The following is a 17,579-nucleotide window of genomic DNA, read 5'->3' on the forward strand; positions in this document are numbered from 1 at the left end:
TAAACTCATAATTCGTTTTAGAAGAGCTATAAAATGTGTCCTCTCAGGGATGTTTTTCATAATTTTGTTGAAAACAAAGAAGGCTATGAGGTACCATACAAGAAAAATTGTAAAACCAGGAGATTTAAATCCTAATGAGACGTTGTTTGGAGGTAGGTTATTAGAGTGGATAGATGAAGAAGCGGCATTATATGCTGTTATACAATTAGAAAGTAAGAGAGTAGTAACAAAGTTTATATCTGAAATCAATTTTGTTAGTTCTGCTGTACAAGGTGATATTGTCGAGATAGGAATGGATGTGGTAAAATTTGGAAACTCTTCTTTAATACTTAAATGTGAGGTAAGGAATAAGCTAACACGTAAAACGATAATTCAAGTCGAGAATATCACTATGGTCAATCTTGATGAAAACGGAAAGCCTAAGGCGCATGGTAAAACTAAAATAGAGTATGTAAAAGATAGATTATCTCATAACTAATTTTTTAATCAATATTTTACCTAATTCGGTATTAATATTATCGATTATTTTCTGTTTACCATAGCTCAATTCTTCTCTTAATACAGATGAAGTAAGTTCAACAAATAATGTTTCTCTTTCGAGTTTAATATTCCTGGTGTATTTGGTAATGGCAGGCCCCATGATTTTTTCCCAAACATCACGAACTTCAACTTTATCCAGACCTTTTTGTAGATTATTGTCAGAAACAAAGTTTTTTAAAACCTCTTCCAGGCTTTGATGTTCTTGATTGCGTTTTGCCATTATAATTTAATCTTCTGATATCGGTTGTAAAAGTAAACATTTCCCGTCTCATTTTGGATCACCATTTGGTTTTCTTTTACAGAAATAATCGTTTCTGTCCAAGTGGCTAATGAAGTTTTATAATGTATTCTTAGACTATCATTTTTGATTGCTAATGAGAATGTTTCACTATCCTTGGTGATGATGAATCCCCCATCAAGTTTAGGTTGTACTTTTTTGCGAATCCCTACAGAATCGTTCACTTCAAAAAAATCAATGCTTTGATTGAAATTATATTCTTTTTCACTACCATCTTTTAATTGCACTTTCTTGATTTCCCAATACCCATTAATGTGTTGGATGTTTTCTTTTGGATTTGTTGTTGTGCATGAAGCAACGATCCATAGAATGGTTAGCATTAATGTATATGTTAGACCTTTTTTCATATGATAAATTTAAAGGTTTTCAGGCTCATGATCTCCTAATTTAATGATCTTATAGGATTGTGATATTTTTCTTACTACTTCTTCAGTTCTATCGGCGTGTGTATCGCTTATAAATAATTGTCCAAAATTTTGATCATCTACTAATTTTATGATGTGCTCTACTCTTTTTTCATCGAGTTTGTCAAAAATATCGTCGAGAAGGAGCAAAGGATTTACTTTACTTTGCCTTTTAATAAAATCAAATTGAGCAAGTTTTAAAGCAATTAGAAATGATTTTTGTTGCCCCTGACTCCCAAATTTCTTGATCGGATATCCTTCAATTTCAAATAGTAAATCATCTTTGTGGATTCCTACACTAGTATATTGTAACATTCTATCTTTGTCAAGATTCTGCTGTAGAAGTGTTAGTAAACTTGTTTCAGAAAGTTTACTCTGGTAGGTTAAAGAAACTTTTTCATGTCCAGAGCTAATGGTATGGTATCTACTGATGAATATAGGAATAAAGATTTCAAGAAAAGCTGCTCTTTTTTCGTGTATAATAGAGCCGTATTCATTAAGTTGCTGATTGTACACTTCTAATGTAGTGGCATCAAATGTATTATTAACAGCAAAGTATTTTAATAAAGAATTACGTTGTGCGACTATTTTTGAATATTTTAATAATGTGGTAAGATATTTTTGATCACTTTGAGAAATTACGCCATCAATAAACTTACGTCTGGTATCACTTCCTTCTGTAATTAAATCTCGATCTGCAGGAGATATGATTACAAGAGGCAAAAAACCAATATGCTGACTAAAAGTGTCATATGTCTTTCCATTGCGCTTGATTACTTTTTTTTGTCCTCTTTTTGCGCTAATAACAACTTTCTCATCCCGTTCTTCTTTTGTATAAAGCCCGTCGATGACAAAAAAATCAGTATTGTGTTTAATATTTTGACTTGTAATTGGATTAAAATAACTTTTACCAAAAGATAAATGATAAATAGCGTCGAGAACATTCGTTTTTCCGACTCCATTGTTTCCAACAAAACAGTTTATCTTGTCATCAAATTCAAAATTGATCGATTCAAAATTTTTATAATTGAGTAAAGAAAGCGATTTTAAAATCATAAAACACTGATCGTCAAGGAGTCTTAACTTTAATGAAATTCTTAGTTATCCGCTGCAAAATATTGAAAAATAATAAATAGTTGTGCTTTTAATTATGAATAAAAATTTTATTTTTGCCGTTCATTAAAGCAAACTTATGGCAACTTATAAGAAACGAGGACACAAACCAAAAAATAAAGCTGAAGAAGTTGAGCATGTTGAAGAGAATTCAACAACAGCAGAAGTATTTAATACTCTAGATGAAGGAGCTTCGAGAACCGAAGAATGGGTTGCGGCGAATCAAAAATATATACTTGGTACAGTTGGAGTAGTAGCACTTGTTATATTAGGGTATCTTGGATTTCAGAAATTTATTCAGGAGCCAAAAGAACAAGAAGCAGCAAATGAGATGTTTAAAGCTCAACAATATTTTGATAATGCTGTTAATGGTAACTCAACAGTGAGTGATTCATTATATACTTTAGCTCTTAATGGAGGAGAAGGAAAATACGGTTTTCTAGAGATTATTGAGAATTATGGGAGTACAAACGCAGCTAATCTTGCGACGTACTATGCTGGATTTTCTTACTTAAATATGAATAAGTATCAAGAAGCAATTGATTATCTTGATAAGTTTAAAAGCGATGATGAGATGCTTGGACCTCTTGCTCTTGGAGGTATTGGTGATGCATTTTCTCAACTGGATCAAACAGAAGAAGCTTTAGGATATTATGAAAAAGCGGCGAAAGCAAAAACTAACGATTTTACAACTCCGAAGTTTTTGTTAAAAGCTGCAATTACAGCAATATCTCTTAATAAACCACAAGTAGCGATACCATACTTAGAACGAATTAAGGAAGAATTTCCTAAAAGTGTAGAAGCTAATCAAGTTGATGTACATCTTGGTCAGGCTCAAGCAATGAAGTAATTTGTAGTTCAGGTTTTAAGGCATTTCCTTGGTCTGAATAACAAAAACTTTAAATCAACACCATGGCTACAGAAAATAAAAATTTATCACAATACGATAAAAACACAATCCCAAATGCGAAAGATTTTCGATTTGGGATTGTTGTTTCAGAGTGGAATGAAAATATTACTGAAGGACTATTTCAAGGAGCATTTGATGCTTTTATTGATTGTGGAGCGATAAAGGAAAATATTGTACGTTGGAATGTACCCGGTAGTTTCGAATTGATCTATGGTTGCAAGAAAATGCAAGAGTCTTTTGATATGCTTGACGCTGTTATAGCTATAGGATCTGTTATTCAGGGAGAAACCAAACATTTTGATTTTGTATGTGAAGGAGTTACTCAAGGTATCAAAGATTTAAATATTAATTCTGATATTCCAGTAATCTTCTGCGTTCTTACAGATAATACACTACAACAATCTATTGATAGATCAGGAGGGAAGCATGGTAACAAAGGAACAGAGGCGGCAATTGCAGCTATCAAAATGGCACAATTACGCAAAGATGCTACCTTTTATAAATAGATTTTTAGACTTTTATTACTAAGCGGCATAATCCTTGCTGTTTATATTTTGATGTTATTGTAATGCTAAAAGCTTTAGATTGCAATGCATTTTGAGTATATTTGGATAATCTAAAGATAGAACAGATTTTGAAGTTAAGTATTCCAAAGAGAAGGAAAAACCGAAGATTCAACTACACGCCTAGATACTATGAAGGTAAAAGTGAAGGTAATATCTATGATTTTGAAAATAGAATTACGAAATATCGGGATACCACAAATGATATAGATTTTGGTGCTCATTGGGCAGAAGCCCGTACTTCGAGTCGCAATCGAGGTAATCGTGAAATCAATAGAAGGGTAATTTACGTAGCAATAATCTTGATTTTTATCTTTTTGTATATAATAGATTTTGATTTATCCATATTTACTGCACGACGTTAAATGTCTGACATTATTCAACTTTTACCAGATCACGTAGCTAATCAAATTGCTGCTGGAGAGGTGGTTCAGAGACCAGCTTCAGTAGTAAAAGAATTGTTAGAAAATGCTATTGATGCCAAAGCGACATATATAAAACTGATCATTAAAGAGGCAGGAAAAACTTTAATTCAGGTTATTGATGATGGTTCAGGGATGAGTGTTACCGATGCCAGATTAAGTTTTGAGCGACATGCTACTTCAAAAATAAAAACTGCAGAAGATCTTTTTCAATTAGATACAAAAGGGTTTAGAGGAGAAGCTCTTGCTTCTATAGCCGCTATTGCACATGTAGAGTTAAAGACGAAACAAGAAGAAGATGAAGTAGGTACAGAAATAAAAATTGAAGGTAGTGAAGTTACATCTCAAGAGGTTTGTGTAACTCCAAAGGGAACTTCAATAAGCGTTAAAAACTTATTTTATAATATTCCTGCACGTAGAAATTTCCTAAAATCAAATGCGGTAGAACTAAGACATATCATTGATGAGTTTCATAGAGTGGCAATGGCGCATTCTACTATAAAATTTGATATGTATCATAATGGAGCAGAGGTTTTTAATTTACCAAGCTCTAATGATCGCCAGCGTATTGTAAATATCTTTGGTGGAAAGACAAATGAAAAATTGGTTCCGGTTACTGAAGAAACAGATTTGGTTACTATAAATGGTTTTGTTGGAAAACCACAATATGCTAAAAGAACAAGAGGAGAACAGTTTTTCTTTGTGAATAATAGATTTATAAAAAGTCCATATTTAAATCATGCTGTTAATGCAGCATTTGAAGGGTTACTGAAAGATAAAGCACATCCAAGTTATTTTTTATACCTTACTGTTGATCCTATTTCGATAGATATCAATATTCATCCTACAAAAACTGAAATCAAATTTGAAGATGAACATGCTTTATATGCTATGTTACGCTCTTCTATAAAACATAGTTTAGGGCAATTTAATGTAGCTCCGGTGTTAGATTTTGATAGAGATTCTTCGATGGATACTCCTTATGAGTATAAAAGTAAAGCGGCCCAAACACCAACGATAGAAGTAGATAGAAGTTTTAATCCATTTAAAGATGAGAAAATATCAGGAGGAAGTGCTTCTGGAGGTTCTTCATCTTTAGATAAAAGTTATACTCCTTTTAAGAAGGAACCGGCAGGAAGTTGGGAAAACCTTTATGTTGGGCTTGATTCAGAAGTAGCTCCTGTAAAAACGGTAGAGAATAACTTTTCTTCGGTAGAATTCGAAAGTACAGAGGTTACAGGTTCTTTATTTGAATCAGATGAGAAGAAAATAGGACATCATACTACATATCAGCTTCGAAAAAAATATATAGTGACCACTATTAAAAGTGGAATGGTGATTGTTAATCAACACCGCGCTCATGAAAGAATAGTATACGAGGAATTATTGCGCAATATCACAATGGCTAGCGCAGTAAGTCAACAATTATTATTTCCGCTTACTCTTTCTTTTTCTAAAAAAGAGATAGCACTTCTTGAAACAGTAAAAGAACAGTTAGAAAATATGGGATTTGTTTTTGCAGAGCAATCACTAAGCGAAATTGAAATTACCGCAATACCATCGGTAACTTCAGAAAAAGAAGTTTCCTTATTGTTAGAGCAATTGATTCATGACCTTGAAAACGAAGTGCCAGATAGTGGTTTTTCACAAACAGATCTGTTAGCTCGATCTATAGCAAAAAGTATAGCGGTACGAACAGGAGTAGAATTAGCACAAGAACAACAACAATATATGGTAAATAGTTTGTTTGCATGTACAGAACCTACGATTACACCAGATAATAAGCCGACTTTCATCACGTTAACTGTAGATGAAATCGATAAGAAATTTTAAATAATACATGGGAAGAATTACAGATACAGTAAAAGGCTTATTGATTGTAAATGTCATTTTTTTTGTAGGGTCTCTGACTCTGGGAGATAAAGCATTCGAGTTATTTGCACTTTGGTTTCCAAAAAATGATTATTTCCAGGTATGGCAAATTATTACTCATATGTTTATGCATGGAGGTGCGGGACATATCTTTTTTAATATGTTTGCTTTATACATGTTTGGAAGCCATTTAGAAAGTTCTATTGGACAAAAAAAGTTTCTTTTTATTTATTTCTTTTCAGGCCTTGGAGCAGCTGGTTTTCAAATTCTTTTTACTTATTTCGAATTTAGTCCTGGATATCAAGCGTATTTGAGTGCAGGTTTTTCTCCTTCAGAAGTCAATGATTTTATACAGAGCACTATAGCTTCTGGTCAATATCGTGTTGACCCTAACATACCTCAGGAAGTAACAGAAAAGATGATTGGAGCTTACGTTACTCCTATGGTAGGAGCTTCGGGAGCTATTTTTGGTGTATTGGCTGCATTTGCAGTGCTATACCCTAATTTACCTTTGTATATTATGTTTATTCCCGTTCCTATTAAAGCAAAGTATTTGATAGGTGGTTATTTCTTATTTGATTTATATTCGGGTATAACAGGTCAAGCAATTTTGGGACCTTCTAACGTAGCGCATTGGGCGCATATTGGAGGAGCGGTGATTGGTTTTATCACCATGTGGTATTGGAAAAAGAATTCGTTTAACGATAGACGTTGGTATTAGTATGGCTAGTAATAATCTAACATATCAATTTAAAACAGCTAATATTATTATTAAGCTGATTGTGATTAATGTGGTATTGTTTTTATTTGCAACATTGGGTTCCTGGATGTTTAAAACAAGTTCTGGGGCTTTAATGGAGTGGTTTGTATTGCCTGTTGCTCCTGAGAGCTTATTAGTACAACCATGGAGTATACTTACATATAGTTTTTTGCATTTTGATTTCTGGCATATCTTCTGGAATATGTTAGTATTATATTGGTTTGGACAATATGTACTTAACTTATTTACAGAAAAAAGGTTTCTTACCATTTACCTCTTAGGGGCTATTTGTGGAGGATTGTTATTTGTATTAGCATATAACGTCTTTCCTGTGTTAAATGGAACATTAGCCTATCTTATTGGGGCTTCAGCGGCAGTTCGTGCTATTATGATTTTTATTGCGGCATATACTCCAAATTCTGAAATGCGAATATTCTTTTTTAACATTAAGTTATGGCAAATAGGAGTATTTGTGGTGTTATCTGACCTTATTCAAATACCAACCTCTGGTAATGCTGGTGGTTTAATTGCACATTTAGGCGGAGCAGTTTTTGGTTATCTATATGCGGTTCAGCTTAAAAAAGGAAATGATATAGGAGCGTGGTTTGAAAGACTAATGGACGGATTAACCAATATGTTTAAACCTAAAAAGAAAAGCCCTTTAAAAACGGTACATAAATCAAAGACTCGTAAAACAACCCCAAATAGAACTACAGTTTCTTCAACCAAAAGCCCAAACCAGAAGCAAATAGATGCTATTCTGGACAAGATCAGTAAAAGTGGGTATGATAGCCTAACCAAAGAAGAAAAAGACTTTTTGTTTAAAGCAGGTAAGGAGTAATTATGAGGAAAATAATTAACAAGATTGTCTTTGTGATGAATTCTATCGCAGCCTTTGCATTGTTGTTATCTTATCTATTGCCCTATGTTTCCCCAAAAACATTTCCTCTATTGTCGGTATTAAGTTTAACAGTACCTGTTTTTATTGTGATTAATCTATTTTTTTTATTGTATTGGGTGATATTGCTTAATAAGAAAATGATACTTCCGCTTACGGTATTGCTTTTGGGGGTTTCTCACGTTTCTTCTTTGTATAAATTAAGAGGTAAATCTTCAGAGGATACGGCTGGTAGTATTTCGCTGTTAAGCTATAACGTACATAGTTTTAATCGATTTAAGTGGATTGATTCAGATTCAATCCCCCAGGATATTTCTTCGTTGATACGAGAACAGGATGTGGATATTTTCTGTGCTCAGGAGTTTTACAATAATCCTGATATTAACTTTAGTCAATATAAATATAAATACGAATATTTTAATCATAATAGTAGGGAGCTAGCATTAGTTATTTTCTCTAAGTTTCCTTTTATCAGTAAAGGATCTTTAAATTTTGAGAAAACTGCTAATAATGTGATTTTTGCTGATGTTGTAATACGTAAAGACACTGTTAGGGTCTATAATATTCATTTACAGTCTCATAGGATAAGCTCCAAAACAGATGAATTGGCCAAGGCTGATTCTCAAAAATTATTAAAACGTATTGGAGTTTCTTTTAAAAAACAACAGAGTCAGGCTGAGCAACTTATAACGCATATGAAGTCTTCACCTTATAAGAACATTATAATGGGAGATTTTAATAATACAGCGTATTCATATGTGTATAATAAAATTAAGTCTGAAAACCTTCAGGATAGTTTTAAAAAGGCAGGGAAGGGGTTTGGGAAAACTTTTAAATTTGAATTATTTCCTGCAAGAATTGATTTTATATTGGTACCTGAAGAATTTGAAGTATTAAATTTTAAAAGTTATGATCTTGAGTTGTCTGATCATTATCCTATATTCTCTAGAGTAAAGCTATAAAATAGAGTATACTACAGTGGATTTTTGATATCAATATGCTTAAGAGTAATACTTTTCATTTTTAGATATCTAGTCATATTCAACAAATATATATTACTGTTCTATAGAAACATTGCATAATACTATATTTACTTAATCAATAAAATTGAAAGATTCAAAAAAAACCTATTTGCTAATGAGTTTAGTAAATTAACTTGTTTTTTAAAAATACCTAATAATATGAGTATTATACTTTTTTTTATAATAGTAGCTGTAATAGGAATATTTCCTGTAAAATGGGTACTTAAAAAACTAGGAGTTCATAATAATACAACAAAATGGATTTTAGGAATTCCTTTAGCATTAATATTAAGTGTATTACTTTATATGCTGTTATTAATTATACTATATAGCTATGAAGAAGGAACTGGTAACATGGATTTGTTTTAAAGGTAAAGTTGAGTCATTAGAGCTTAGCTTTAAAATTAATACAGAGTTTGAGTCTACCTCAAAATGATGAAGGTTTTAAATGGAAAAAAACAAACTCAATTGTTTATTAACTAATCCTGCAGATCAGTGGCTTCTTTTGCCATTCTTTGTTCCCAACCTTTAGAAAAAATAGCATGTTTGTTGGCTGTCATTAGTTTCATTTTTTCTTTAACGGCTTTTTGTATCTCTAGGGGTAACCCATAAAATTGTCCATTGATTTTGGTTAGTCTTCCACCATATTCACTGTTTTGATGTCTAATTGTTATCCTTCTTTTATTGTGATATATCATGATTTTCATCCTACCGTCTGCATACATATCTTGACCAGTAGTTCCGTAAACTAGTATAAGATCAACTAACCCATCTTTGTCTAAGTCTGAAAATTCTGAGTACTTATTCCAAAACGAAATCGAGCTTTCCCAATCTTTATCTATTTCGTCACTGATACTGGATTTCTTTTTGAGTCGATTGTCTTTATTGGTCAGATAAAGAGATTGTAACTTGTCGTTTAGCGTGTCATTTTTTCCATCTGTTTCTAGAATATATTCTGATAAGGATAATACCAAATAATATTTACCTGATTCATCGGTATATGAATATGCCTGATGAATAGGGTGTTCAATATCAAATCGCATTTTTACTCTCTTGTTGAAAATTGATTTGATCTCTTTTTCAGAAAGTTTATTTCCCCATTTTGGATCAATAGATATAGAATCAAGTTTTTTTAATTCTATTTTAGGGATAGTATCTTGTTCTATTGTTTTTTGATCAGAATTATTTTTGGATTCTTTTGATTTTTCCTGGCAAGAAAATAGGACTAAAAGTATAACGAAAAATAGAAATCTATTCATAGATAAGAGGTTAGATTAAACAAGAAACATTAACATAGTTTCATAATAAATGTAATAAATATTTTATAAATGCATAGATATATCCATATTTACATCATCCAACAATCCAATTGATCTGTTATTATATGCCATATCAATGCTAATCCAATAATTCTTGTTCTTGTAAAAAACAGAGATATACAATATACTGCAATTGCATAATAGCTATGTAGAGGATGAAAACCGACGCTACATCGATTTGGATCAAAAATAGGATTGGCAAGAAGATGATCAAGATCAATTAGCATACTTCCTAAAAAAATAAGGTATACCTTTTTCCATTGTTTAGGAAAGAAGAGTAGTGCGATAATTAGGGGAATTATAAAATGAAAGCTATAGTGAAGTATGGATTGAATCATATTTGTTCTAATGTTGAAACCTAAAGGGCATAATAAAAAAACAAAAAAGAAATTAGCTGTATGGCACAGAAGTTTTTTTCTTAATTTGTATAATAACCTTTCTTTTTAATTAGTGAAATAACTCTCTATTAGAGGATAAAGTAATTCAGTATATTTTTCTGCACCAATATTATTAAAATGATTACTGTCTGATAGGTATTTTGCCTTAGTAATTTCTGCTATAAATTTCTCAGAATATTTTATTTTTAATGAATCAGATAACATGTTAAAGATTGGTACTGTAATACTTTTTTCCTTTTCTCTTTGATATGTGATAGGTAAAAAAAAGACAATTTTAGTGTTTTTTTTAATACCTAATTCTAATAAGTGGTTAATATAATTTTCATGAGAATTCGACTTATTACTTTTTCTCTGAAAAGAATTAATTTCTCTATAAGTAATAAATTTAGAAGTGGAGTTGAAACTATTTCCTTTTAAAGAGACAAAGCCCATAGCTCTCTTGTTACTTTGTTGATCTTTTAATCCTAATATTTTTTTTAAATCGTCCTTTAACGAAATTTTTGAGAAGGTATAATTATTTAGTTGATTTAAATTAATTAGTATTTTTTGATGTATGCTTTCATGTTTGTTTAGAGAATTGATGCTTCTGAATACATCAAAATCAACCTCGTCAGAAAATTTAAGTAAACCCTCAGGTAATTCTGGAAGTATTGGGGATAATTCAATAAATAAAACTTTAGGTTTTTTATTTATTATTAAGAATTCAGCAAGAGCACAGTTGCTTAGGAAAGTAGAGGCACTAATCCCCATATTGTATATATTCTCATTATCAAAATGAACTTTTAATAATTCTGGATTAATACTTTTTTGCACTCTGCTTGAACCAATGAAATAATATGATCCCTCTTTGGAATTAGATATTTCATCCGCTATACTGACAAAATAATTATCAGTATCCGGAGGAGATGTCTTTTTGATTAACAGTATTGTAAAAAATAAAATAGCTCCAAAAATGATTAGTTTTATAAAGGTTTTTTTTGTTTTCATAATACTTAATTATCAAAATAACGTATAATAGTTATCAACTCCTGGACTTAAACCAAATATCAAAATTATCATTACCAATTTTATATAAATAAACCATCGATTTAGCATAGTTTTTTTATGTAAATAATTATCAAATCTCTCATTTTTTGCTTTACTATAATGATAATCCATTATTATAAATGAAAATAATATGATGGCAATATTGGTCAAATATTTATGTGTTATTTCTATTGGGATGAAAGGAGGTGTTATGAAAATTTTTTCGATTAAGTAAATTAGATTCGGAGAAATAAAAATTAATGCTAAGATACAGGAAAACAAAAGATGATAAATAAGGCCTAATGAATTTCTTAATTTGGGATAAGGGAGTTTTGTAAGATCTATTTTCTTCTCAAATATAATCCATAATCCATTCAGAATTCCCCAAATTAATAAAGTTGTCGTTAATTCATGCCATAAAGCGATTAATACAAAAGTAATTAGTAGAAGGAAATTTGTATATTTTCTTTTTTTATCATGTTTGGCTATAACGAAGAAAAAGTAGTCTCTGAACCATTCATTTAGTGTAATGTGCCATCCTTTCCAAAATTCTTGTCTCGAAGAAGAAAAATATACTCTATTTCGAAAATTACTTTTAAGTTGTATACCAAAAATTTGAGAAATTCCCTGAAAAAAATCTATGAATGAGCTGAAATTTGTATATAAATAGAAAAAGAAAAGTAATCCTAAAACAAAGTAATAATAACCGCTAATTTCAGAGTTTAATAATTTATTAAGTAAAAAGAATATTCTTTGCGCTATGACTACATTTTTAAATAACCCCCATAATATCAAACGCATTCCTTTTGAAATAGAAAGATCAGAAATTGTAATATTTTTGAATTGAGGTATAAGGTATTTTGCTCTATGTAATGGGCCTGAAAATATAGCTGGAAAATAAATTAAATATAATAATACCAAAAAGAAATTTTTCTCTGGCTCCATATATTTCCTTTTAATGTCCATTAAATAACTTATTCCATTAAATGTAAAATATGAAAGACCAATTACTTTGAATGTAAAAGACCATTTTAGCCATTCTAAAGATTGTATATCTTTAGAACTATAATTTTCAAAATGGAAACCAGTGTTTGTTATTTTGGAAATTATTAAAGGTATTAGAATGGCCAGTATTATTATTTTTATTTTAAAATGATTTTGATATATAATGAAGCTTAATCTATATATAATAAAAGAGAGTAGTATTAAAAATAATATTTTATATCCAACCAATAGAAAATAAAAAACTAAGCTTGTTATCAATAGAGCTTTCCATTTGTGTTCTTTTGGAAAGAAAGCAACTAAAGCTATAGAACAAATAATATATATAATGATGAGTAATAAGTTAAATTCTACCATTCAACAGAATTTTGAATTTTTTGTCATTAAATCTAGCATAGGTGTTAATATTTATTTTTCAATATTTTAACTTCTGCTATTTCAATTTTATTGATAAAGAATCTACTGTGCGCATGAAAATTTGCTTAGCCCATTTTGTAGGTTTGGAATTATCTATTTCAAAGTTACTAAGAAAGCTAACCATAGGTTTTAAGCAATACCTCATTTCTTGCCTAGATATTTGAGCTCCTAAGCAGAAATGATTTCCTCCTCCAAAAGCCAGATGTTCATTTGAGTATCTATCTGGAATAATTTCGTCGGGATTTATAAAAAAATCCGGATCACGATTAGCACTAGCTAAACAAAGATAAATTTTTGATTTGGAAGGTATAATTGTGTCATTATATTCGATTGGTTGTTTATTAACTCTTACAGTATATTGTAAAGGAGAAGAAAACCTAAATAATTCTTCAATCAAAAGATTTATTTTTTTTATTTCATTATGTAATACATAGTCTGTTAATTTTGGATCTCTCAGTATTTGGTATAAAGCCATAGTTAGATTGTCCTTTGAGGTTTCAAAAGCAGCCATTACAGAAATAGACATTATTGAATAAATATCTTCTTCAGTGTAGTTTAAGTTCAATTGATTCGCAAAAAACCTAATATTTTCTTTATATTCTGAATCATGAAATATGTCTTTACCCCATAAAAACCATGAGTTTATTTCTTTGTATATTTGTTTAGGAATGAATATGTCTTGACTTCTGGCAAGCATATTCGAATATTTCTTAACTTTTTCAAAACTTTCAAAATCTTTAATCCCAAAAAGTTTTTCAGTAACCAAAAAAATAAAATATGCACAATACTCTACTAAATCAAAACTGATTGAATTTTTGTATCGATTATTTAAAGTATTGATAGATTCTTTGATAATAATGTTTAAATCAAATTCCTTAAATGATTTACCCATTACTGCTCTTAAACTTTTGTGCTCATCACCATTTAAATACATAGTCCACTTTTGTGTTCCTTTTGATAAATATGGGCACATATCTGAGTTTTTAAAAATATAAGGCTCTTTAGTTTGTAGATATGTACTTAATTCAGATACTTCAAAATCATTCGAGCGAATGATTTCATTTATATCCTTATATCGAAAAAAAATTAATTCGTTGTGCGCACCTTTATGAATTGGATTTTCCTCTCTACATCTTTTTAAATGCGGGTATGGATTGTCAAAATATCCTTTAGTATATGGGTTCCAAATTATTTTTGATTCTCGATCCATGTAACAAGTTTATTAATTGTATTGTATTCAGAAAAGAGAGTTGGATCAATTTCTCCGATATTTAATTTTGACTCTAAATCAAAGGCTAAGGTTAAAACAGATAAGGAATCCATATTAAATTTGGTGAATTCTATATCACATGATATTTCTTCAATAGGTAATTCTGTTTCTTCAGCAATTTTTTCTTGAAGCCATAATTTTGTATTCATATTGCAGTTTAATGTTTTTGATTTGTTACTATAAGTATTAAAATAACCAATTATAATTTGTCTTATAACAAAGATCGAATAATCTTATTAAATATAAGGGCTGACATATAATTTTGATGAACATTTTTTTTGGAACCGTATATTCAATACTTTTAAAAGTAACATATATCTGTAGACGAGTTCACAAGGTGTGTTTTAGGATCTAACTATATAGAGAAAGATTGATTCTCGAGGTAGGTCAAAGTATTAGTTCCTTCGTTAAAGAGTAAATCCAGAATAGAAAGATTAGGAATAAACCCTTGTTTTTCTGCAAAAACCTGGATGTAAGATTCTAAAGGATAAGGTTTTTGCTTTTTAGCATTTATAAGCGTTCTTAAATCTATATGTTCTTCAGGGCTTTTGATATATTCACTAGTTTTTGTATATGAAATGTCTAGTTGTAAGCAATCATATACTGCCTGCATGCATTCATAATTGAAATCTAAAAGAAACTTTTTTGGTTTTTCGAAAAGATGTACAAATTCATCTTCATAATACTCAAAAAAAGGTGATGTTCTATATGCTGTTTCAAGTGATTTCCAATGTAATGACTGCCAGGGGAAATCATTTTCTATACGAACATCTTTATATAGTTGTCTGCCTTTATTTCCAATATGTTTTATAGGAATACTAAGAAGTAATTTTCCATTAGCACCATAAATATAAGTACGATTACGATAGGTCTGTTTTTGGTAATTGTCTTCGTTTTCAAAAACAACAGATGTTGCTTTCGCCATTACTACATATTGTGCAATAGTTCCAAAATACATTGGATGTAATAAGGGGGTATTCAATTTAATCGACTATGTATTAAGCGCTTTTTTTCTTTTTACGATATTGACCATAAATAATCCATCCAGCTAAAACAATTAAAAAGTACTTAAAATAAGAAACTGGATTTCCGCTTCCACCAACGGTGGTAAACATACGTTCCCATCTTATTTTATTAAACAGCCCTTTGGCATTAGTATCCCAACTAAACCATACAAATACAGGTTTTCCAACAATATGATTGGCAGGGACATAACCCCATACACGACTGTCTTCACTATTGTGACGATTATCACCCATCATCCAATAATAATCTTGTTTGAATGTATACGTATCAATAGGTTTTCCATTAAGTAAAACTTGCGTACCATTTACGGTAAGTTTATTATCTATACCCAATTCAGAGCCTTCATAAACTTCAATAATTCTTCTATATAATGAAAAACTTTTAAGATCCATTTTAACAGTTTTTCCGGCTTCAGGAATATAAATTGCTCCAAAATTGTCAGAGTTCCAGTTTACTTTGCCGTTATTAGGAAAAATACTAGGGTCTTTAAGTCCCTTTGGCATTATATTTCTTTCAATACCAGCAACGTTGGGGTGGTTTTTAAATCGAGTCGCAGCATCAGTAGTCATTCCCTGAGCATTAAATTGAGTATTGTTGTATCCAAACTCATTTGGTTTAATGCGATAACGATCATATAAGTTTGGTAGATTGAAATTACTGCCTTTTGTAGTTCCACTATATGAAAACTGCACTTGCGCACGTTCTGGTAGCTTATTCTGCTTTCCATTAATGTATACATATCCATCAACTACTGATAAAGAATCTCCAGGAATACCTACACATCTTTTTACATAATTAGATTTCTTATCAATAGGTTTGTAGTAACTTAATTTTGATCGATCTCTAAAATATCTAACAGTATCTATTGGCCAACTAAAAACAACAATGTCATTACGTTTGATATTCTGAAATCCGGGTAATCTAAAATATGGATATTGCGGTTTGCTAGAGTATGATTTTGTTCTTACTAACGGTATTGTGTCATGTACCATAGGAAAAGATACCGCGGTCATAGGTGTTCGTGCACCATAATGAAATTTACTTACAAATAAGAAATCCCCAACAAGTAATGTTCTTTCTAAAGAACCTGTAGGGATAGTGTACGGTTGCATAAAATAAGTGTGTACAATAGTTGCAGCAACTACGGCAAAAAGAATAGAACTTATCCACTCTCCAGCAGCTGTTTTTGGCTTTAAATCACGATTTTCTATATAAGTAACATCAAGCATATAGTTAATGTAATATATATAGAACCCTAAAGTAACTACTACAAGAACAGTATCAGTAGTAGAGTTTTTACCAAAACTCCTAATGGTCTCCACCCAGATAACGGGGAGCATGATTACATTAATTACAGGAATAAATAATAATATTACCCACCACCAAGGGCGATTTATAATTTTCATTAAAACAACGGCATTATACACCGGGATAATTGCTTCCCATGCTTTTCGTCCTGCTTTAGTGTATAGTTTCCAGGTTCCTAAGAAATGAATTGCCTGTAATATCAGGAAAAAAATAAACCATTCTGTAAGTATCATCTTTAAATATATTTTTTAGTATAAGTACATCTTATTAACCAAGCGTTACACTTTTTATAGCCCTAATACATCTTTCATATTGAAAACTCCTGTTTTATCAATTAACCACTCAGCAGCTACAACTGCTCCTAGTGCAAAACCATTTCGATTGTGTGCCGTATGTTTAATCTCGATGTCATCTACTTCTGAAGTGTAGTTGACGGTATGTGTTCCAGGTACTTTATCAATTCTTTTCGCTATTATAGGGATAATGTTTTTGCCTCCATTATCTAATTGCCATTCAGTTTTATCTGTGTTTTCGATAATACCTTCTGCAAGAGTAATAGCAGTACCACTTGGAGCATCTAATTTTTCTGTATGATGGATTTCTTCCATTGCAATATTATAGCCCTCTAGCGGTGCCATCATTTTTGCTAACTTTCTATTAAGTTCAAAAAACAAATTAACACCAAGACTATAGTTTGAGGCATAGATAAACCCTCCTTTTTTTTCTTTGCATAGGGCGACCATGTCTTCATAATGATCTAACCATCCCGTAGTGCCAGAAACAACAGGTACTCCTGCATTAAAGCAATTCGTTATATTATTCACAGCCGCAGTCGGAATACTAAAATCGATGGCTACATCTGCTTCTGAAAGATCATATGTGGTATCTTCTTTGTCTACTTTAAGTATAATAGTATGACCTCTTTCTGTGGCAATTTTTTCTATTGTTTTCCCCATTTTGCCATATCCCAGCAGCGCAATTTTCATATCTTGGTTGGTGTTATTTTTATGT

Annotated in this window: 21 protein-coding genes; 9 read left to right on the forward strand and 12 right to left on the reverse strand. The window is 30.8% G+C overall.

Going from position 1 to position 17,579, the window contains the following annotated elements:
• Nucleotides 1–85: 85 nt before the first annotated feature.
• Nucleotides 86–478 carry an acyl-CoA thioesterase gene (locus tag FOF46_RS11755; protein WP_109438130.1) on the forward strand — a complete coding sequence of 131 codons (393 nt, stop codon included), beginning with the start codon at nucleotides 86–88 and terminating at the stop codon, nucleotides 476–478.
• Here the strand turns inward: FOF46_RS11755 and FOF46_RS11760 are convergent.
• The 3 genes from FOF46_RS11760 to recF are packed head-to-tail and all read right to left on the reverse strand — an operon-like array spanning nucleotide 464 to nucleotide 2,298.
• On the reverse strand, nucleotides 464–760 hold the full coding sequence (locus FOF46_RS11760) for a DciA family protein (protein ID WP_109438131.1): 297 nt from the start codon (nucleotides 758–760) through the stop codon (nucleotides 464–466). The genes FOF46_RS11755 and FOF46_RS11760 overlap by 15 nt on opposite strands.
• Nucleotides 760–1,185, reverse strand: coding sequence for a lipocalin-like domain-containing protein (locus FOF46_RS11765; RefSeq protein WP_109438132.1), 426 nt, complete (start codon nucleotides 1,183–1,185; stop codon nucleotides 760–762). Before FOF46_RS11765 ends, FOF46_RS11760 begins: the two co-directional genes overlap by 1 nt.
• 9 nt (nucleotides 1,186–1,194) lie before the next feature.
• Nucleotides 1,195–2,298 carry a DNA replication/repair protein RecF gene (gene recF, locus FOF46_RS11770; RefSeq protein ID WP_143916580.1) on the reverse strand — a complete coding sequence of 368 codons (1,104 nt, stop codon included), beginning with the start codon at nucleotides 2,296–2,298 and terminating at the stop codon, nucleotides 1,195–1,197.
• Nucleotides 2,299–2,434: 136 nt separating this feature from the next.
• On the opposite strand from recF, the gene FOF46_RS11775 reads away from it, so the two are divergent.
• From FOF46_RS11775 to FOF46_RS11810, 8 genes are all read left to right on the forward strand, one after another.
• Nucleotides 2,435–3,205: a tetratricopeptide repeat protein gene (locus FOF46_RS11775; protein WP_109438134.1), complete on the forward strand. Its 771-nt coding sequence runs from the start codon at nucleotides 2,435–2,437 to the stop codon at nucleotides 3,203–3,205.
• A 62-nt stretch (nucleotides 3,206–3,267) separates the two neighbouring features.
• Entirely contained in the window at nucleotides 3,268–3,771 is a 504-nt protein-coding gene (gene ribH, locus FOF46_RS11780; RefSeq protein ID WP_109438135.1) for a 6,7-dimethyl-8-ribityllumazine synthase, read from the forward strand.
• Between the two features lie 125 nt (nucleotides 3,772–3,896).
• Nucleotides 3,897–4,193, forward strand: coding sequence for a hypothetical protein (locus FOF46_RS11785; RefSeq protein ID WP_109438271.1), 297 nt, complete (start codon nucleotides 3,897–3,899; stop codon nucleotides 4,191–4,193).
• Nucleotides 4,194–6,083 carry a DNA mismatch repair endonuclease MutL gene (gene mutL, locus FOF46_RS11790; protein ID WP_143916581.1) on the forward strand — a complete coding sequence of 630 codons (1,890 nt, stop codon included), beginning with the start codon at nucleotides 4,194–4,196 and terminating at the stop codon, nucleotides 6,081–6,083.
• 7 nt (nucleotides 6,084–6,090) lie between these two features.
• Entirely contained in the window at nucleotides 6,091–6,843 is a 753-nt protein-coding gene (locus FOF46_RS11795) for a rhomboid family intramembrane serine protease (protein ID WP_143916582.1), read from the forward strand.
• A gap of 1 nt (nucleotide 6,844) precedes the next feature.
• A complete protein-coding gene (locus FOF46_RS11800; RefSeq protein WP_143916583.1) occupies nucleotides 6,845–7,723 on the forward strand; it encodes a rhomboid family protein in 879 nt (292 codons plus the stop codon).
• 2 nt (nucleotides 7,724–7,725) lie between these two features.
• Nucleotides 7,726–8,742, forward strand: coding sequence for an endonuclease/exonuclease/phosphatase family protein (locus FOF46_RS11805; RefSeq protein WP_143916584.1), 1,017 nt, complete (start codon nucleotides 7,726–7,728; stop codon nucleotides 8,740–8,742).
• A gap of 219 nt (nucleotides 8,743–8,961) precedes the next feature.
• Nucleotides 8,962–9,171, forward strand: a complete 210-nt coding sequence (locus FOF46_RS11810) for a hypothetical protein (RefSeq protein ID WP_109438142.1) — start codon at nucleotides 8,962–8,964, stop codon at nucleotides 9,169–9,171.
• Between the two features lie 110 nt (nucleotides 9,172–9,281).
• Here FOF46_RS11810 and FOF46_RS11815 read toward each other — a convergent pair whose 3' ends face one another.
• The 9 genes from FOF46_RS11815 to dapB form a co-directional block, all read right to left on the reverse strand.
• Nucleotides 9,282–10,061, reverse strand: coding sequence for a M949_RS01915 family surface polysaccharide biosynthesis protein (locus FOF46_RS11815; RefSeq protein WP_143916585.1), 780 nt, complete (start codon nucleotides 10,059–10,061; stop codon nucleotides 9,282–9,284).
• 89 nt (nucleotides 10,062–10,150) lie between these two features.
• Nucleotides 10,151–10,459: a DUF6122 family protein gene (locus FOF46_RS11820; RefSeq protein ID WP_143916586.1), complete on the reverse strand. Its 309-nt coding sequence runs from the start codon at nucleotides 10,457–10,459 to the stop codon at nucleotides 10,151–10,153.
• 105 nt (nucleotides 10,460–10,564) lie between these two features.
• Nucleotides 10,565–11,506, reverse strand: a complete 942-nt coding sequence (locus FOF46_RS11825; RefSeq protein ID WP_143916587.1) for a hypothetical protein — start codon at nucleotides 11,504–11,506, stop codon at nucleotides 10,565–10,567.
• A 12-nt stretch (nucleotides 11,507–11,518) separates the two neighbouring features.
• Nucleotides 11,519–12,904, reverse strand: coding sequence for an MBOAT family O-acyltransferase (locus FOF46_RS11830; RefSeq protein WP_143916588.1), 1,386 nt, complete (start codon nucleotides 12,902–12,904; stop codon nucleotides 11,519–11,521).
• Nucleotides 12,905–12,980: 76 nt separating this feature from the next.
• Nucleotides 12,981–14,174 (reverse strand): cytochrome P450, encoded by a 1,194-nt coding sequence (locus tag FOF46_RS11835; RefSeq protein ID WP_143916589.1) that lies wholly within the window; start codon nucleotides 14,172–14,174, stop codon nucleotides 12,981–12,983.
• Nucleotides 14,153–14,383 (reverse strand): acyl carrier protein, encoded by a 231-nt coding sequence (locus FOF46_RS11840; RefSeq protein WP_143916590.1) that lies wholly within the window; start codon nucleotides 14,381–14,383, stop codon nucleotides 14,153–14,155. Before FOF46_RS11840 ends, FOF46_RS11835 begins: the two co-directional genes overlap by 22 nt.
• A gap of 206 nt (nucleotides 14,384–14,589) precedes the next feature.
• Entirely contained in the window at nucleotides 14,590–15,216 is a 627-nt protein-coding gene (locus FOF46_RS11845) for a WbqC family protein (RefSeq protein ID WP_244299609.1), read from the reverse strand.
• 16 nt (nucleotides 15,217–15,232) lie between these two features.
• On the reverse strand, nucleotides 15,233–16,801 hold the full coding sequence (gene lepB, locus FOF46_RS11850) for a signal peptidase I (protein ID WP_109438146.1): 1,569 nt from the start codon (nucleotides 16,799–16,801) through the stop codon (nucleotides 15,233–15,235).
• Between the two features lie 54 nt (nucleotides 16,802–16,855).
• Nucleotides 16,856–17,554, reverse strand: coding sequence for a 4-hydroxy-tetrahydrodipicolinate reductase (dapB, locus tag FOF46_RS11855; protein ID WP_143916591.1), 699 nt, complete (start codon nucleotides 17,552–17,554; stop codon nucleotides 16,856–16,858).
• Nucleotides 17,555–17,579 lie beyond the last annotated feature (25 nt).

It is taken from the genome of Aquimarina algiphila, assembly GCF_007489275.1.
Classification (GTDB): domain Bacteria; phylum Bacteroidota; class Bacteroidia; order Flavobacteriales; family Flavobacteriaceae; genus Aquimarina; species Aquimarina algiphila.

Bases quoted from the DNA above. Each gene is read 5' to 3' on its own strand.
- FOF46_RS11755 (WP_109438130.1), top strand. From the start codon at position 86: ATGAGGTACCATACAAGAAAAATTGTAAAACCAGGAGATTTAAATCCT.
- lepB (WP_109438146.1), bottom strand. From the start codon at position 16,801: ATGATACTTACAGAATGGTTTATTTTTTTCCTGATATTACAGGCAATT.
- FOF46_RS11840 (WP_143916590.1), bottom strand. From the start codon at position 14,383: ATGAATACAAAATTATGGCTTCAAGAAAAAATTGCTGAAGAAACAGAA.
- FOF46_RS11795 (WP_143916582.1), top strand. From the start codon at position 6,091: ATGGGAAGAATTACAGATACAGTAAAAGGCTTATTGATTGTAAATGTC.
- dapB (WP_143916591.1), bottom strand. From the start codon at position 17,554: ATGAAAATTGCGCTGCTGGGATATGGCAAAATGGGGAAAACAATAGAA.
- FOF46_RS11765 (WP_109438132.1), bottom strand. From the start codon at position 1,185: ATGAAAAAAGGTCTAACATATACATTAATGCTAACCATTCTATGGATC.
- FOF46_RS11815 (WP_143916585.1), bottom strand. From the start codon at position 10,061: ATGAATAGATTTCTATTTTTCGTTATACTTTTAGTCCTATTTTCTTGC.
- ribH (WP_109438135.1), top strand. From the start codon at position 3,268: ATGGCTACAGAAAATAAAAATTTATCACAATACGATAAAAACACAATC.
- FOF46_RS11825 (WP_143916587.1), bottom strand. From the start codon at position 11,506: ATGAAAACAAAAAAAACCTTTATAAAACTAATCATTTTTGGAGCTATT.
- FOF46_RS11820 (WP_143916586.1), bottom strand. From the start codon at position 10,459: ATGATTCAATCCATACTTCACTATAGCTTTCATTTTATAATTCCCCTA.
- mutL (WP_143916581.1), top strand. From the start codon at position 4,194: ATGTCTGACATTATTCAACTTTTACCAGATCACGTAGCTAATCAAATT.
- FOF46_RS11830 (WP_143916588.1), bottom strand. From the start codon at position 12,904: ATGGTAGAATTTAACTTATTACTCATCATTATATATATTATTTGTTCT.
- FOF46_RS11810 (WP_109438142.1), top strand. From the start codon at position 8,962: ATGAGTATTATACTTTTTTTTATAATAGTAGCTGTAATAGGAATATTT.
- FOF46_RS11805 (WP_143916584.1), top strand. From the start codon at position 7,726: ATGAGGAAAATAATTAACAAGATTGTCTTTGTGATGAATTCTATCGCA.
- recF (WP_143916580.1), bottom strand. From the start codon at position 2,298: ATGATTTTAAAATCGCTTTCTTTACTCAATTATAAAAATTTTGAATCG.
- FOF46_RS11835 (WP_143916589.1), bottom strand. From the start codon at position 14,174: ATGGATCGAGAATCAAAAATAATTTGGAACCCATATACTAAAGGATAT.
- FOF46_RS11760 (WP_109438131.1), bottom strand. From the start codon at position 760: ATGGCAAAACGCAATCAAGAACATCAAAGCCTGGAAGAGGTTTTAAAA.
- FOF46_RS11775 (WP_109438134.1), top strand. From the start codon at position 2,435: ATGGCAACTTATAAGAAACGAGGACACAAACCAAAAAATAAAGCTGAA.
- FOF46_RS11800 (WP_143916583.1), top strand. From the start codon at position 6,845: ATGGCTAGTAATAATCTAACATATCAATTTAAAACAGCTAATATTATT.